This window comes from Streptomyces sp. NBC_00400, from assembly GCF_036048035.1.
In the GTDB taxonomy this organism is placed as follows: Bacteria; Actinomycetota; Actinomycetes; order Streptomycetales; family Streptomycetaceae; genus Streptomyces.
Map to the genome: position 1 here is coordinate 3628868 of NZ_CP107940.1, position 18327 is coordinate 3647194.

General features: G+C 73.8%; 1 protein-coding gene (running past both ends of the window). It reads right to left on the reverse strand.

All 18327 nt of this window come from inside a single coding sequence — locus OHS81_RS15840, lonely Cys domain-containing protein (protein WP_328385408.1), on the reverse strand. Of the gene's 62544 coding nucleotides, 17332 precede the window and 26885 follow it; the stretch shown corresponds to coding positions 17333-35659 (codon 5778, partial, through codon 11887, partial); the first complete codon in reading order (the gene reads right to left) occupies positions 18323 to 18325. Both codon boundaries (start and stop) fall beyond the window edges.

An 18327-nucleotide genomic window follows, 5' to 3' on the forward strand; every position in this document is an offset into this window, starting at 1 on the left:
CCCACTGGTCAAGGTCGGTTACCGACGTCTCCGGGTGGGCTGCCGACGGCTCCGGACGGCAGAGCTCCCACTGGGTACGCCGCCCCTGGGCATCCGTCCGCAGGGCATGCGTGGGCTTGCCGTCGGAGTCCTCCCGCGACAGGTGGATACGCTTGCTGCCCAGCACCCACTTCCGTGACCTGTTGGACGCCCGCTGCAGCGGCGAGATCTCCCGGAGCGGGTCGACGACATACGGCGCGGACACGGAGTCCTGCGCCCCCCGGGCGTGTCCGGGCACGGTGCCCTGCCCGCAGCGCACGATGTGCAGCCAGGTGCCCTTGAACGTGCGCACCAGATGGTCGATCCACTGGTCCTGCTCCGCCTCGTTGAGCCGGCGAATGCTGCCGTCCAGCAACTGGACGCTCATGTGGCCCTCAGCGTTGCCGTGCCCGTAGTCGTGGATGGCCCCGGCTGCCGTCTCGCCGGGGGGCGTCGGCGCCGCATACTCCCGGGACACGGTGTCCGTTGCCGGGTTGCGGTGGACGAACGTCGCGATCGCGTGCAGTTTGCGGCTGAACCGCTCCCGCAGCCCCGCCAGGTCGTCGGCGTCGAAGCTCACGCTGCCGATCGGCCGGTGCGAGGTCTCGCTGACCGCGGTCCGGGTGTCGACCTGCCAGAGCCAGTCCGGCATGTCCTCGTCCAGCAGCGAGTCGGGGTCGATGCGCATCCAGTCGCCCTCGGGCCGCCCCTCCCGGTGGGTCACCACGATCATGCCGGTACGCGGGTCGAAGGCGGTCTCGCCGCTGTGCGACCACACCATGTGTCCGCTGCGGCGGGCGATCATCCGCAGCAGCAGTTCGTGGTGGAGGTGCGCGGGGGCGGCGCGCACCACGAGGGGGACGCCCTTGTCCAGGCCCGCGCGCTCCAGCCCCAGGGCCACCACTTCGGCGACCTCCTCGTGGGCGGCCGGCCGCTCCCCGCCGGGCAGCGGCAGCATCATGCCGGACGGGTCGTCGTCCAACACCATGAACGCCTTGTGCTTCCAGGGGCCGGACTTGGTCACGGTCTTGCCCCGCCGCTTCCCCGCGCCGTCGCGGCGCACCAGGCCGAAGCTGGTTCGGTGCAGCTCGGCCTTCCGCTGCGCCGTCCAGTTCAGCCCCGGAATCCGGCGGCCCTTCGAGTCGGTGAAGTGGCGCTCGGAGTCGGTGGAGTGGCCCTTGGGGTCCGGCCCGAGCAGGCCCAGCTCCTCGGCCACGCCGGGCTGCCGGAGGTGGAAGGCCGCCACCTGCCCCAGGCTCTTCGCCTGCCCCGCCGCCTCGGCCTGGCCCACCAGGCCGTACAGCGCGTTGAGGACCGCACCGTCCACCTTCGTGTCCGGGTGCAGGTGCAGGATCCACTGCGCCTGCTCCTGGGGGCTCATCCGTTCCCCGCCGAACCGGCGCACGTCCCGCTCGTCCAGCGCGACCAGCGTCTCCTTCGCCTTCTTGTTCGGCGGACTGACGACGTCGATCATCGTCTGCCACCGGGCGTCCGCCGCCTGCGGCGAGCCGGGGCCCGCGGGTGCGTCGTCGCCCCGCACGGTCAGCGTGAAGTCGCCGACCGTCAGCGGCCGCCGCCCCTTCGGGAGCTTCTTCCCCTGCGCGGCCAGCTCCCGCTCCAGCTCCCGCCGGAAGACCGCGGCCACCGCCTCGGCCCGCTGCCGCCCCACCTCGGTGACGTGCGAACGCTCGCCGTCCGGCAGGCCGTTGCCGCGCCCGACGATCCGGACCTCCTCGGGCCGCACGCCGAACGTCCAGCGCGGCAGCGCGCCGGTCACCATCTGCCGGGCCCGCTTCTGGACCGACTCGCGCTCCTCGTCGGACAGTTCGGCGGCCCCGCCCGAGAACGGCACCAGCGTCGCCGAGCGCGGGGTGGCCGCGCCCCTGCGCTCGGCCGGGACCGCCGGTGCGTCCGGTCCGGTGGCGGGCGCGGTGAAGACCGGGCCGGCGGAGGTCGCCAGCAAGGTGGGCGGCCGGTGCGCCGACGCGGCGCTGTCGGACCGGGGGCGGGAGGTGACGTCGGCGGAGCTTCCCTCGGCGAAGGACGGCAGTTCGGAAGGCGCCACAGGCCGGGGGGCCGCCGGGCCGGTCCTCCTCGCGGGTACCCGTCCGGACGGCGCCGTCGACCCGGGCCGGGCCCCGGCACCGGGCGCTCCCGGACCGGCGGGGCCCGGGAGGGCGGCGTGCCGCGGCGGCGTGTCGTCGGGGCGGGGGGAGACCCACTCCCCGGTCACCCGCCCGAACCGGCTGATCAGCACGGCCCGGCCGGTGTCGTAGGAGAAGGTCACCACCCCGGAGTGCCCGAACGCCTGGTGGCCGGTGTACCGCTGCAGCAGCCGCAGCAACTTGAGGTCGTTCGCGGTCGGGGACGGGACGATCGCCACGATCGGGATGTTCCTGTCCAGGCGCACCCGTGCCACGTCCGCCGCCACCACCACGGCGGCCTCTTCGACGCTCAGCTCCCGGCGCGACCCGTCCGGCGTGCGCCACTCGATCACACCGCGCTGTCCGTTGGCCACCCAGAAGTAGGCGTCCCGGCCCCGCCACGGGAGTTCCGCGCCGGCCGGGCCGGGCATCTGGACCCCCAGCTGGACGCCGTCCTCGTCCAGCTGCTTGAGCCCGATACGGGTCGTGTCGAGCCGGACCGTCGGCCGGTCGGTCCGCCCCTCCGCCATCGACTCATCGATGTTCACCGTGGGGCGGCCCCAGTTCAGGCCGGGCATCCGGCGGCCCCGCGCGTCGGTGAAGTAGCGCTCGCGGTCCGGCTCGTTCCAGCCGAGCCGGTCCAGCACCCCTGGCTTGCGCAGGAAGTAGGCACCCAGCTCGCCCAGGGTCCGGGCCTGTCCGGCCGCCTCCGCCTCCCCGAAGAGGGCCAGCAGCGCCTGCATCAGGTCCTCGTCCATCTCCACGGACTCGTCCAGTTGCAGCACCCGGCGTGCCTTCTCCCGAGGGTTGCCCGTGCGCGGGTCCTGCCTCACCAGCGCCGCCAGCTTCCGCGTCGCGACGGTGGGGTGGACCGTGGTCACCTGGATCAGCGCCACTCGCCGCTGCTCGCGGTCGGCCATGGCCGGCGGCACGGCCACCAGGCGCGAGACACCGTTGCGCACGGACACGATCTCCCGTGCCCTCCGCGCGATCTGACCGCCCGTCCACCCCGGGTGCCGAACCCCCAGCTCCCGCTTCAGCGCCTCGTCGAAGACACTGAGCACCCACCCCGCCCGCTCACGGCCCCGGGTCTCCGCCGACCGGCCCCTCGACCTGCGCGAGCCGTTGCCGTAACCGGTGATGACCACCTTCAGCTGATCGTTCGAGGCGAGCGCCGCCACCTGCCGCGCCAACTCCGCGATCGGCGCCTCCTGCTCCCGCGACAGGGCCGAGGACGCCCGGTCGAACGGCACCAGGGTCAAGGCCGCCGGCCCGTCCTGACCCCGGCCCGCCGGCCTACCGTTCGCCTCCGGCGCGTCGTCGGACTCCGACTCGTCAAAGTCCGACGAGTCGCTGTCTCCCCCGAAGAGGGAGTCCACGTCGACGCCCGCCAACGACCTGTCGTCCTCGTCCGACTCGCTGTCCTCGATGAGGGTCGATGAATCGGAGTCGTAGGCGGTCGACGACCCGGAGTCGCCGGCGTCCGGCGCAGCGGCGTCGTCGGCGTCCGACGTCGACGCTCCGCCGACCGGCGCGGCGAGCACCTCGCCGACGTTCGCCGCCGCCGGAGTGGCGGCCGGCGTCCGGCCGGCCGCCCCGGCCGGGGACCCGGGGGCCGCCGGGGCCGCGGTCGCCTCGCCGGGCAGTGGCGCCGACGCCGGGACCGGGTCCGGTATCGGGCGCGGGGCCTCCACCGGCCGGTCCGACCAGCGCGGGGTGCTCTCGTTCCAGGCCAAAGGCGCGTTCGCGTCCACGGACGAGGGCAGCAGCTTGAGCACCACGACGCCGTCCTGGCCGGTCGGGGAAAGCTCGGTCCGTACGGCCGCCGAGGCCACGTGCCGCCCGAGCCGCTGGGAGGCCGCGTCGGCGAACCCGGGTGCCAGCCGGTCCAGTTCCGGGATGTCCAGCACGACGGCGGTGACCAGGCTCTTGGCCTGCAGGGCGGGGTCGGCGGCGAGGAGTTCGAGGAACTCGCCGTGCGTCGCCCGCCGGGTCACGCCCCCGCTGGTGAGGAGGAAGACACCCGGGTCGGCCGGGTCCAGCCCGGCCCGCACCAGGTAGGGTGCCGGCTTGTCCTTGCCCCAGGGGTCCTTGCCCACCCAGGGGGCGGCTCCCACCCCGAGCTCGCCCTCGATCCGCGACAGGTGCACGGTCGGGAGGTCAGCGGCTCCCGTGAAGTCCCGGCCCTCCCCGGCCGTGTCACCGGCGTACCGGGTGCGCAGCGCGGTGGCCTCGCCCAGCAGCCCGGCGTACTCCAGGTGGTAGGCGGCGGCCACGTCCGGGTCGGCGGCATCGCGGCCCTCGGCGAACGCCCGGGTCAGCGTCCGGCGCAGTTGGTCGTGGCGCGCCTCGTCCACGGTCTCCGCCGGGCCCAGGTTCAGCACCTTCCGGGTGAGCGCCGTCAGTTCGTCCTCGTTGAGTTCACGCGTGCTGTCGTACATCGCGGCCCGCGCCCAGAGCATCCAGGACCGCAGCCGGTCCGGCCGGCCGGACAGCGGGGATTTCGGGGCGGTGGCGGTCAGTTCGTCGGCGCCGGCTGCGTCCAGCCAGTCGAGGACGTCCGCCACCGCCGGCATCGTCACGAAATCGGTCAGCGCGATGTCGCCCCGCTGCCGGGCGTCGGCCAGCACCGCGCGGTAGCCCACCTGGTCCACGCCCTGCCGGCCGTCCGGGTGCGCGGCGACCGCCCGGCGGAACGCGTCCAGGGTGAAGCCGCCCAGCGTGCCGAGCACCGGGTCCTTGTGCCACATCCGCTCCAGGGCGGCCACACCGTGCAGCAGGTCCCGGAAGCCCACCGCGTCCGCCGTGTCCGCTGCGTCCGCCACGTCCACCGCGTCCACCGCGTCCTCGATGTCCCGGCCGAACGTCAGCTTCAGCGCCCGCAGCAGGACCAGCACCCGCTCCCGCACCTCGGGCGCCGCCTCGCCGGTCCCCGCGTGCAGCCCCAGGTCCCTCGCCCACGTATCCAGCTCATCGGCCAGCGGCTCCGGGCGCGGGCTCTGCCAGCGGGTGAGCCGCCCCTGCGCGTCGGTGTACAGGACGTGTACGGGCCTGCCGTCCTTCACGATCCCGCCGTTGCTGCGTTCGGAGATGTGCTTCTCCTTCCGCGTCGCGTTGGCCCATCGCTGCCCCGCGGAGATGTCCCGCAGCGGGTCGACGACGTACGGCGGCGCGGCGGCCTCCCCCACGCCCCGGTTGCCTGCCGACGCGGCGGCGTCGACGGGGGTACCCGCATAGCAGGACACGGGGCGCTGCAAGTTGGGGAGCAGGCGGCCGAGCCAGCCGGCCCAGCGGTCCAGCTCCTCCCCGCCGAGGGCGCGTTGGCTCCCGTCCCGCATCGCCACGACCGCCTGGCCCGGCACGCCGTGCAGGTACGCATGGTCCGCTTCGTCTTCCGGACCGGGGCCCGGCAACGGCTGCTCGTCGGACCACTCATTCGTCGCGGGGTTGAAGTGGACGAACGTCCGTACCTGGTCCAGCCAGCGGCTGAAGGGCTTCCGCAGGCCGGCCAGGTCTTCGGGGGTGAAGCTCATGACGCCGTTCTGCCGGCCCGTCCGCTCGCTGACGGTCGGCCGGAGGTCCACGTCCGCGTACCAGGCCGGCGCCCCGGGCGGGAGCTCCTTCCAGTCGCCCTTGTCCCGCCCGTCCTGCTGGATCAGTTGGAGCACGCCGGAACGGGTGCTCAAGCCCACCTGGGCGGCGTGCATCCACACCCGGTGGCCCGTGCGGTGTGCCAGCAACGCGGCCAGCACCATGATCTGCCCGCCCGGGACGGAGCGGGGCAGCACGATCGGCACGTCCTTGGCCAGGCCCTCCCGTTCCAGGTCCCGGGCCACCACCTCCGCCAGTTCCTCGACGCTCAGCTCCCAGACCGACTCGTCCGGCAGCCGCAGCGTCATCGCGCCGGACCGCTCGCCCGGCAGCACGACGTAGGCGTCCCCGTCCCAGGGGACCCGCTGGTGGAGGTCGATGCCCTGCATCGTGCCGTCGGCCGCCAGCCGCACGATGTCGGCCTGGGAGGTGTCCAGCTCGGCGACCTGCCGTGTCCACCCGTTCAGGCCCGGGATCCGGTTGCCGTCCCGGGTGAAGTGGCGCTCCCGGTCCGCGGCGCTCACGCCCAGGCCCTCCAGCACACCCGGCTGCCGGAGATGGAAGGCGGCCAGCTCGCCCATGGTCCGGGCCCGGCCTGCGGCCTCGGCCCGCCCGACCAGGGCGTGGAGCGCGTCGAGGACCGGGCCGTCCACCGCCGCGCCCGGCGGCAGGTGCAGGATCCGGCGCGCCTGGTCCTCGCTGCTCGTCCTCGGCCTGTCGAACCGTCGTGACTCCAGACCGTCCAGCGCCGCCAGCTTCTTCTTCGCGCTCTCGGCCCGGGGGCCGGCGGGCGGCGCAACGAGCTGGACAGCGGCGGTGTCCGGCCTGGCGACGGGCGCCACGAACACCGGCCCGGCGTCCGTGGCCACCGGGGTGGGTGCCGCCGCGTCGGCCACCGGCGGCTCGGCGAGAACTGCCGGGCCGGTGCTGTCCGGGAGGCCCGCCAGGTCGGACAGCTCAGCCGTCGTCAGCACCCTGCCGGGGCCCTGGCTGGTCGTGCCGGCGGAGGCGGTCTCCGCACCGTCGGCCGGCGCCGGTTCCGGGGTGGCGTCGGGCTCCGGGGCGAGCGCTTCGGCCGGCTGCCGGCGCTTGCGCAGCCCCAGTTCGTCCTGCCGCAGCGTGTCGGCCAGTTCGGCGGCCGAGGCCACGCCCGTCCGGCCGACGTCCATCAGGTGCAGCGCGACCTTGTGGACCGCGCTCCGGAAGGGGGGCTCGGCGTAGCGGGAGTCGGCGAGCACGTCGTGCAGCTCCAGCGGCAGCACCAAGGAGACAGCGGCGGCCCAGGCCGGCTCGACGCCTGTCTCCAGGGGACCGTCGGGAGCCATGCTCGTGAACTTCCCGTCCATGGCGTTCACGAACTCCTGCTTCGCCTCGCTCCACAGCCGGCGGGCGGTGTTGGCGGCCGCCGTGTGCAGCTCCGGCTGCCAACTGTCCTGCACCGACCGCAGCTTCGCCTGCGACAGCGGCTGCTTGAAGCCGTCCAACGACACCCACTCGCCGCCGTTCAGCACCAGCTCCATCCGCTGGTCGCCGGTCAGCTCAAGGCCCGCAGCCTCGACTTCCGCAGGGCGGACGCGCTCGCCCGGGGCAGCGCCCCGCAGGCCGGCGGGCAGGTCCTCGCCGGTCATCGCGCGGGCCAGCCACCTGCGGTGGTCCGCGTCCCTGGGCACGAGGGGGGCGGGGGGCGGGCCGTCGGAGCCGGAGCCGGTCCCCGCGTCGGAGTCGGCGGTCTCGGATTCGGTGATCGGCGCCGTGCGGGCCGCGGTCAGGTCCGGCAGCGGGACGCCCAGGCTCCGCAGCCGGGCCTCGGCGTCCTCCCACTCCGCGCGGGCCTCGGCGACCCGGGTCCAGGGCTCCGCCGCCGGCTCGGCAACGGTGGCGGCACCGGACCGCGCGTCCGCCTCGGCCGCGGCGATCGCCTCCCGCATGCCTGCCAGCGCCTCCGCGTGCGCGCGCCACGCCGAGTCGAGCGTCGGGTCCGGCGCGGGCTCGGCCTCCGGCGTGGGCTCGGCCTCCGGCGCGGGAAGGGCGGCCGGGGGTACGGGCTGCGCCGGGCGGCCCTCGGCGGCGGCAGAGGGGACCTCGTCGCCTTCGAACGCCGGGGCGGGCAGCGCGTGGTGGTCCGGATCGGTGGTGCCCGGCGCCGCGAAGGTCCCGGTTCCGGCAGCGGATCCCGAGGCGGCGGGGGCTGAAGGTGCCGCGGTCGCCGCCGGCTGCGGCGAAGGGGCCGGCAGCCCCATCGGCTCAAGGTGGGCCGGCCCGTCGCCCAGGTCGGGGTCGGCCTTCCGGATGGAGTTCTCCGGGGCCTCGGTCTGACCGGGGGCCGGGACCACGGCGAGGGTGAAGACCCCGGTGACCGGATCGGGCCAGAGCACCATGCCGTTGGTGGAGGCGTACGTCGTCCGGGCGGTGCTGCTGGCGAACGCTCCCAGCAGTCCGCCGCCCACGGGCGCGGAGCCGGCCGGCATGGGGCCGGCAGGCAGGGTCAGGATCAGCGGACCACGCCACATGGAAGCCCGCACGCGCGGGTCACGGTAGGCCAGGTCGGCCAGCACCTCGACCCGGTGCAGCCAGTGGACGGGCACGTCGTACACGAAGACCGGGCCGGTGTCCCCGGACCACGGGGCCACCTCCCTCCCGCACGCCTCGAACGTGCCGTCGGCGTTCCGTTGCAGCCGGGTGAGCCAACGGGGGTCGAAGGACTGCCCGCGCGGGCGGAGTACGTCGTGGAACTGCCGTCCCCAAGCGTTGTCGGACGTGCCCAGCACACGCGAGCGCGACAGCATCCCCTTCAGCTCCAGCTGGAAGGACGCCAGCTCGGCACGCCGGAGGTAGTTCCGACCGGCGGCGATCGCCCTGAGCGCCACATCCCAAGCCTCCGGGTCGGTGGACGCCTGCGCTGCGGGCCGGTCCAGGATGAACCCGGCGAGCTCCGCCCATCCCGCCTCGGTGAGCTTCGCTTTGTGCTGCCGGTACTTGATCACGGTCCACACCGCTCGGGACCAGTCCGACTCCTCCAGCGCCTGCGACGCGGGGTAGCTCAGGATCATCCGGGCTTGGCCGCCGCCGTCCGGAGTGGCCAGGAAGCTCAGCGCGTTGGACAGGAACCCCACGGGCATGAAGCGGGTCAGCGGCATCCCTGGCTGCGCCTGCCACGCCCGGTTCACCACCAAGAGGAAGTCGCGGAGGATGGTCGGCACATCCGACGCCATCGCCAGCCCCTGTGCCCGCATCTGGTCGGCGTAGGCGTTCAGCAGAGCCCCGCTCAGCTCGATGGTGAACTCACGACCGCCGGGAAGGTCCAGACTCCGATCGGCCGCCCGCATCCGCTCCAACTGCCCCATGCCGCGCAAGAGCTGCGGGAAGTCTGCGGCCTTCACCACATCGCCGTCCATCCAGTGGACCAGCACGCGTGCCAGGGCCAGGGTCCGCTCCCGGGCCTCGGAGCGCTCCCGCTCCGAGGCCCCGGGGCGCGGAGTGAGACCGGCCGCGCTCACCCACGGGTCGAGCGCCTCGCCCTTCGGTTCGGGATGCTGGACGTACCACTTGAGCGCGCCTTCGCCGCGCTCATCCGTGTACATCGTGACCGAATGCCGGTACGCGGGAGGGTTGCTGCCGGGGATCAGGTCGGTACGGCTACCGAACGTATCGCGGACAGCGAATCCCGACCTTTCCGACCGGTTCGCCACCTCGCGGAGGGTGGAACGGTCGCGGTCGGAGAGGACATTCGACACTCCCATCTGCGCACCGGAAGCAAACCAGGACGGCAACGCCGCGTCCCGCCCACCGGGAGCCGCGCCATAGCAGTTGACCAGCACGAAGCGAACGTCCAGCGGAGCCCCGGTCAGGGCCAGTTGGTGGGCGATACGCCGCCCGCTTTCCTCGACCTGCACCGCCACTTGCCCGCTCGGGGTGTTGAAGGCGCACCGCCCCGGCAAACCATGCAGGTCGACGCTGATGACGGGCCGGCCGCGCCACGGCACCTGGAGCGGACCCGCGAGGGGCGTGGACCGACGGGGACGCGTGAAGTAGAAGTCCTCGATCTGGTGGAGGTTGGTGGCCCACAGGGTGACACTCCAGGCACTCATTGCCTTGGAGAACTCCATCGACACGAAGCCCACCATGCGGTGCGACCGGCCGCGATAGTCCCTTCCGCTGACGGGCAGGGCCATGATGTCCCGGTCCCACACGAGGTCCCCGCCCGGCAGGGCAGCCACCGCGGCCAGGGTCTCCCGGTCCCGCACCAGCCAGCGCGAGCGGGGCGCGACACGCGTGCGGTTGTCGTTGTCCAGTTCGAGCTGGTACCTGCGATTGTCCGCGCGTCGCCCCCAGCGGGTCGGGCCGGTCGCGGCCCAGGTGTCGTTCCCGTACCGGCGCACGAGCTCGTCCTGGAGGTAGGTGTTCCACAGGTTGATGTCCGGCATCACCAGCAGGAAGGCGTCGTCCCGTCCCATTACGGTGGGCCCCTGCGGATCGCCCGTGACCGGTTCGAGCCGCTGCGGATCGAACGTGACCAGTTCGACGAACACCTCGAAGGGAATCGTCTCCTGGAAGCCCCCGATGCCCCGTACGGTGACGGACTGCTTGTCGGCCGGGGCGCAGTAGAGGTACGGCTGGTAGTCGGCCGCCCGTCCTTCGGTCCAGGGGGCGGGCCCCTCCTCGTCGAAGACGTACGCGGTCCCCCTTCTCCCCGTCGTCAACGTCCGCGTCCGGGTCAGGTCGAGCTCGGGCATCAGCAGCGAATCCCAGTTCCAGCCGCGCGGATTACCGGGGGAAACGGGGATGCGGTACTTGCGGTGGAACACCCCCTTGCGCACCAGGTAGAAGGCGGACACCGTCGCCAGGCGCGACGCGTCCCGCACCTCGTCGGCCATCGCCGCCTTCATCAGGTCCTGCTCGTCCTCCGGCATCACCACCCGGCCTTGCTCGAACATCAGAACCCGGGGGATGAGCTCTTCCAGGTCGAGCCGCCCGCCGCTCAGCTCCGGAACCTTCGCCCGCAGCCGGTCCAGCAGGGCCAGCGCGGCCCTCCGCTTGCGCCAGATCGCGGCACCGGTGGGCTTCTGGCCGTACAGACCCGTGAGGATGTCCTCGTAGTGCTGTGCCACGGCCTGCGGTACCGGGACCACGGCCACGGCACCGGGGGCCTGCGTCCCGGCCGACGCGTCCGCGTCCGGCATCTCGGTATCGGCGCCGGGCATGGCCACGTCCGCCATGTGGGCGCTCACCGGCCGGGTGAACACCGGCCGGGCCGCCGGGGCCGGAGCCCGGAAGTTGGTTTGTGGCTGGTGCAACCGGGCGGGGGCCGGGCGGGGAGCGGGCGGGGGCCCGGGTACCGGAGACGTCGCGGCCGCGGACGCCGACGACGCGGGCACCAAAGACCCGGGAACCGGGGACGCGGGAGCGGACGGCACCTGAACCGGGGACCCGGCGGAAGAACTCGACGAGCTGCTGGACGAAGCCGACCCGAGGGGCGAGGAGACCGGCAGGTCGGCGTCCTCCGGGAGGGCCAGTCGCAAGGCCGTCTGGGCCTGGGGGTCCCCGGGCTCCGGGTACACCGCGACCGTGCAGACTTCGGACTTCGGATCGATGAACAGCTTGCTCGGGACGCTCCAGCCGAACGCCCCCTTACCGGTGTTGCGCGCCAGGGCACCCGGCCCGTGGAGAACAGGATCCTCACCGGCCGGTACGGCCCGGTCACTCGTCAGCAGCATCATGCCGTCGTGCGGGGCCTGCCGCACCCAGTGATCGCGGTACGCCAGGTCGCCGATCTCGCCATCCGTGGCATGGTCGCCGGCCACGTCGTAGATGAGCGGAGCCGGCATGCCCCGCAGGGACCAGGGGGACCGGACCCGGCCCACGACCATGTCCGAGCCGTCGGCCGCCTTCCGCAGCAGCGTGACGTGGCCGGGGTCGAAGCTGCGGAAACGCCGAAGGCCCCTGCCGAATGAACGGGCCCACACAGTCCGCTGGGAGTCGTGCGCCCAGGTGGCAGGGGTGAAGGCACCGCCCCGTTCCTTGACGTGGGAGGCCAGCTCGTCGAGGTTCCTGCTGTCGCGGCCGTCGGCCACCGCTCTGCGTACCGCTTCCCATGCCTCCGGCCAGCGCGTCGGGTCGGGGCCGGGCAGGAGCAGCATCCTGCGCGCCAGCTCGCCCCGGTCCTGGCCGCCGCGCGAGAAGCGGGCTGTTTCGACGTCGGCCCACACGGTCCGCGCCCACTGGCGCTCGGCGACCGGCGCGCCGGCGTGCATCCCCAGCACGTCCCGGATCATCGGCTCCGGGTCGGCCAGGGACGACAGCCACTGCAGTGCGTCCGTCACGTCCGGCAGGGGCAGCCATCCGGTCAACGGACCCTGTTCGCCCGCCTGCCACCGACGTGCCGAATCCTTCAGCAGGCCGGTGTAGTCGTCGACGGTCACGTCCGGCATGTCCTGCCCGCCGCCGGCGTGCTCCCAGGCCAGCGCTTCGAACAGGTCCATGGTGAACTGCTCGCCACCGGGACGGTGCAGGGCCGGGTCGGCTTCCCGGCGCGCCTCCAACGCCCCGATGCCGCTGATCAGTTGCCCGTAGTCAGGCCGGTCGCCCACGTCCGCGCCGAAGACCAGCCGCAGCGCCCGCACCAGCCGCAGCGCCCGGTAGCGGTTCGCCTCCGACGCCGGCCCGCTGCCGTCGTGCAGATGCGCCAGGCGCGCCACCTCGTCGAGCTGGTGGCCCTTCGGCTCCGGACGGAACTTCTCCCACCCCGCCTCGTCGCCCCGCAGGTCCCCGATGACGATCATCAGGGCCTCGTCGGGAGGAAGTTGCGGGGCGTACTTCTCCGCGAATTCGACGGCGTTCGTGAAGTTGGTGGTGAAGACGGTCCGGTCGGACTCGTTTGACGTGTGCTGGCAGTCCGGCGGTTCGGAGAGCGGGTCGGCCCCGGCCGGCATCCGCGCACGAGAGGTCGCCGAGCGGCGGCCGTCGGCGACCGGCGGATTCGGTACGTCGCGGAACTTCCCACCGGGCATGGCGCCGAAGCAGGACAGCAGCACGATGGGGTGGTCTAGCGGCAGACCGGACAGCGCCACCTGGCGCGCGACCCGGCGCCCGGTCTCCGGCCCGGCGGCTCTCTCGTGCCCGTCCTCGGTGAACCACTCGGACCACCCGGCTCCCCCGTGCATGTTCGCGAAGAACGGGGTGGGCCGCTTCTCCCCGACCCACGGCAGGAGACGCGCGGTGCGCAGTTCGGCGCGGCCAGGACGGAAGAGGACCCACCGGGTGGTCTGGGCGAGCCGGCTGTAGATCCGGCTGCGGTAGCTTCCGCCGTCCGGCTGCTCGCGGAAGTCCATCGAGATGTAGGTGTTGAAGCGGTGGTCCGGGCCCGCGACCGGGATGGCGATCTCGCGCCTGCTCCAGTCGACCGGGCCGCCGTGCGGCAGCTTGGCGGCCGCGGCCACCGTCGCCGGTTCCCGCAGCAGCCACTGTCCGTGGAACCCCGTGCCCTCCTGGACCTGCCGCACGAGCATGGCCGGGGTCGACTTCCCCTGCGGGACCCATCGCAACAGGCCGTTGGAGGCCCACACGTCGTGGCCGTGCTGAGCGACCAGCGCGTCCTGGAGGTTGAGGTTCCAGCCGCTGGCCTCGGACATCGCCAGCAGGACGGGGACGTCCGGGCCCACCTTGGGCCCCGCCGGCTTCGGGTCCGCCGGGTCCGCCGGAGCCAGGTCCTCGTTGAGCGCCATCAGCGCGGCGAACACCTCAGGGGTCACCACCTGCTGGAAGCCCTTGTCGCCCCGCAGCAGGATCCCCGCCTGGTCGGACTCCGCGGCCAGCAGATACGGATCGGTGCCCCACGGCGCGGAACCCTCCTCCTGGAAGGAAACTCCGCCCTGCGCGTCGGTCACCTCCAGTGCCGTCCTGCCCAGATCGGCGTTGAGCGGCACCCGCGAGCCCTGCGGGCTCCAGTCCCAGCCCCTCGGCTCGCCGTTCTTGCCGTAACGGCGGAACGCGTCATGGAACACGCCCCGGCGCACCAGGTGGACCGCAGTCAGGACCACCAGATTCGGGGCGCCCTCGGCCCGCGAGTCCATCGCCACGTTCAGCAGCTCGCGGCGCTGCTCCTTCGTCACCGCTGCCGCGGGGTCCAGCAGCAGCACGTGACGGGCCAGCTTGTCCAGGTCGAGCGGGCCGCCGTGGAGAGCCGGCTTCTTCTTCCGCAGCGCGTCCAGCCGGGCCAGGGCCACCCGCGCGTTCGACCAGCCGGCCGGGTCACTGCCCGGCGGACCGTACAGCTCGGTGAGGAGCTGCTCGTGGGGGTCCGCGAGAGGCGACGGCCGCGTGGCAGGGGCCGCCGCAGCCGTGCCGGGCGCGGTGGTGGCGGTGCGGGGCCCGGCCGGGGGCCTGCTGCTGCCGGCCGGGGACGTGCCGGGCCCGGTCGAGGACTTCGTACGCCCGCCGGAGGACTTGCCGCGCTTGCTCGACGGCGCCGTCCCGGCCCCGGACCGGGGCATGTTCGTCCGCGGCTCCGGGCGGTCCGCGTACGCCGCGATCAGCGGTGCGGCGCTCTCCCACCCGGGCGCGGGCGGACGCAGCGGGGACTTCGGGTCGTCCACCGGCTGGGTGTACACCGGCCGGGTCGCGGCGGGCCGGTCCGCGCGGTCCGCCGGGGCGCGGTGGGCCGGCGGGGCGGGCAGGCGGGTGGGTACCCGGCCCGAAGACTCCTCGGCGGAGGAGGAGAGTGCGGGCAGGGGATCGCCGTGGACGGGGTTGGCCCATCGCCATGTGCCCTGCGGGGCCCGCTGCTCCCAGGTCTCCGGGTACACCGCGAGGGTGAGCACCCCGGTCTTCTCATCGCGGTGCAGTCCGGTCGTCCGGGTGGAGGCCCACGCCTGCTTGGCCATGCTGCGGGCGAGTTCGGCCAGCGCGCTGCCGAAGGGGCCACGGCCGGCCCCGGGGGCGCGCACGAGCGTCGTGACCACCGGGACGTCGGTGGGCAGCGCCCGCAGCGCCGGGTCCCGGTAGGCCAGATCGGCGAGCTGTCCGAGCGGCGGAAGCGAACCGAAGCCGGCGTAGACGAAGGGAGACGACTCGCCCGCCGCGTTCCAGGGAGCGTCCTCGGTGATACCGCTGGGTACGAACGAGCCGTCCGGCGCCCGTTCCATCAGCGTGATCTTTGCCGGCTCGAACGTCTCCGGGGCGTAGGACTGCCCGGACTGCTGGGATATCCCCCTGCCCCACGACGAGCCGTCCGGCGCCTTCAGCAGCCGCTCCGGGGACAGCAGGCCGGCCAGCTCCAAGCCGTGCGAGGCCAGCTCGTCCAGGTTCTGGGCGTCCCGGCCGGCCGCCAGCGCCCTGCGTACCGCGCCCATCGCCTCCAGGTAGCGGCCGGGATCCGGCTCGTCGAGGCGCAGCATCCGCTGGGCGAACCCGCCCTGGTCGGTGACCCCGGCCGCGATCTGCTCGGTCCTGACCAGCGCCCACAGAGCCCGGGAGTAGTCCGCCTCCCCCAGCGGCGCCTCGGCACGCAGGCTCAGGATGTCCCTGGCCGCGTTGTCCCGGAACTGCCGTGCCGACATCGCCTCCAGCGCCCGGGTGACCTCCGGCAGCCTCAGCCAACCGGTCAGTGCAGCACCGCGCTCGCCGTCCTCCCACCGATCCGCCGACTCCGTCAGCAACGCCAGGTAGTTGTCGGGGGAGACTGCCGGGATACCCGGCCCGCTCTCCGCGTGTTCCCGGGCCAGCTCCTCGAACAGCTCCATGGTGAACTGCTCGCCACCGGGACGGTGCAGGGCCGGGTCGGCTTCCCGGCGCGCCTCCAACGCCCCGATGCCGCTGATCAGTTGCCCGTAGTCAGGCCGGTCGGCCACCTCCGCGCCGAAGACCAGCCGCAGCGCCCGCACCAGCCGCAGCGCCCGGTAGCGGTCCGCCTCCGACGCCGGCCCGCTGCCGTCGTGCAGATGCGCCAGGCGCGCCACCTCGTCCAGCTCCGCGCCCTCCGGCTCGGGCAGGAAGAACACCCAGTCCGCCGGGACGCCCCGCTCGTCCGTGAAGAGGACCCACACCAACTCGTCGGAGGTGCTGCCCTCCACGACGTCGCGCTCGGGCTCCAGGGCGATCTCGTACGGGGCGGCGTACGCCCCGCGCTTGGCCTCGTTCGCGGCGTACTGGCCGACGGGCAGGTCCGCCAGCCGGTCGAAGACGGCGGGCCCCGGCGTCGCGGCGGAGCAGGAGCCCACCAGGAGGGGGGCGCCCTGGTCCAGCCCGGCCCGGTCCACCTGGCGGGCCATCCGGCGTGCGGACTCCCGGGCGGGCAAGCGCTGTTCCCCGCGCACCGTCTGCCAGAAGGTGACCGCCGGCCGGCCGTGCGTGGCCGCGTTGAACGGCGATACCTTCCAGCGCACCTCCTTGGGAGGTTCGGCGGACTTACCGCGGCCCTTCCCGAGCACGACATAGCGCCTGACGGCGGCGGCTCGGGCGTAGTTCCTGGTGCGGCTGCGGCCCTTGTCCGGCTCAGCCGCGAAGTCGAACGAGACCGAGCCATGCAAGCGGTGGTCCGGGCCCGGCAGGGGCCAGGTGATCTCTTCCTGGTACCAGTCGACCGCCCCGTCCCGCACCTCGGCCGGGTCCCGCCGCAGCCAGCTCGCCCAGACGCCCTCGGAGCCCCGGTTGTCGAGCGCGGGCACGAACCGGGGCTGCGGCCCGGGCAGCGGGGCCCAGACCAGGTTGCCGCCGGTGGCGAAGACGGACCGGTTCTGCTGGTGCGCCAGGGCGTCGGGAAGGTTCAGGTTCCGCGCCAGGGCGTTCGGCGTCCACAGCAGCAGCGGGACCTCGGCCGGGACCTCGGGCAGCACCGGGTCGAGATCCACCAGTTCGGCGAACACCCGGTGGGGGGCCCGGCGGGAGAAGCCCTGCAACCCGCGCACCCGCACCGAGCGCGCGGTGCTGTTGGCGGCGTAGAGGTGCGCTTTGTCACCCCACGGGGCGGTGCCGATGTTCGTGACGGCCGTCGCGCCGCCCTGATCCGTCGTCACCATTCCCGACGTGCTCAGGTCCGCCTGTGGCGGAACACCGGAGCCCCAGTCCCAGCCCTTCGGGTTCCCCTGGTCGTCGAGAATGCGGAACCGGGCGTCGAACACGCCCTTGCGCACCAGGTGGACCGCGGACAGCCGGTCCAGGCTGCGCGGCCCCTTGGCGCGCGGGTCCACCGCCGCCTTCAGCAGGTCGCGCAGGTCCGCCGGCGTCGCGGGCTCGGTCCGCTCCAGCATCAGCACCCGGCGGACCAGCGCCTCCAGATCGAGCGAGCCGTCCGGCCGAAGCCGCGGGTCGCCCGCGCTCAGCGCGTCCAGCCGCTCCAGTGCCGCACGTACGCGCGTCCGCTCGTGATCCCTACCGGCCGACGCCCCGAACAGCTCGTGGAGCACCGCGTCGTAGCCCGGTCCCACCGCCTTCGGGAGCGGCACCGGCACGACCCGGGACGCGGACCGGACGGGGGCCGGCTGTCCGGTGCCCGGCGACGGGGCGTTCGTCGGGTGCGCCCGCAGCCTGGACGCCGTGTTCACCGGCGCCGGCACCCTCGGAGGCGCTCCCGGACCGGGCTTGGGCGCCGGCCCGGCCTGGGGCCCGGTCTCGGAGCCGCTGTCGGAGTCGGATTCGGAGCTGGAACCGGGGCCGGGGCCGGGGCCGGGGCCGGACTCGAAGCCCGAGTCGGTCTCGGAATCCAGGCCGGGGCCGGGGTCGGAGTCGGTCTCGAGGCCCGAGTCGACGCTGTCGTCGGAGTCGGACTCGTCGTCGGAGCTTGAACTCGAACTCGAACTGGAACTGGAGCTGGTCTCGTCGTCGTAGTCGGACTCGTACTCCGAGCTGGAGCCGGAACTTGAGCTGGAGCTGGAGCTGGAGCCGGACTCGGAGTCGGTCTCGTGCTCCGATCCGGACTCGGAGCTGGAGTCGGAGCTGGAGTCGGACTCCGACTCCGCTTCCGCGTCCGCGTCGTCGGCCGGCTCCTCCACCGGCCGCGCGAAGATCCGCCCGGGGGTGCCCGAGGCGTTGGTCGGGATCGACGTCGTCGGGGCCTGCTGCGAGTTCGAGTCGCCGTACCAGGGGGCCGCCAGCGGATCCGGCGCCGGCGCGGGGGCCGCACCGGGGATCCCCTGGGAGAGCACGTCGGCCTCGTCGGGACCGATCTTGTTCCACGTGCCGGGCGGCGCCTGTGTCATGCCCTCCAGCGGGAACACCGCAACCGTGTAGACCTGCTTCTCCTGGTCGAAGTGCACGCCGACCGAGAGCGTGGAGAAGTGCTGCCCCCTGCCGGTGTTGCGGGCCAGCTCCACCGGCAGGCTGCCCGCCACGGGCGGCCCGGCCGGGCCGGTCCGGCGGATGGCCTGCACCACGTGGTGCTGCGTGGTCAGCGCGCTCAGGAAGGGGTCGTGGGAGGCCAGGTCACCGAACTGCCCGGCCGGCGCGAAGTCCTCGTCCGCCACGTAGACGATGGGGGCGGCGGCGTCCTTGCCGAACCAGGGGGCCGGTTCGGTGCCGTACGGCTCGACGGAGCGGCCGTCGGCCGTCCGCTGCATCAGCGTGACCACTCTGAGGTCGACGT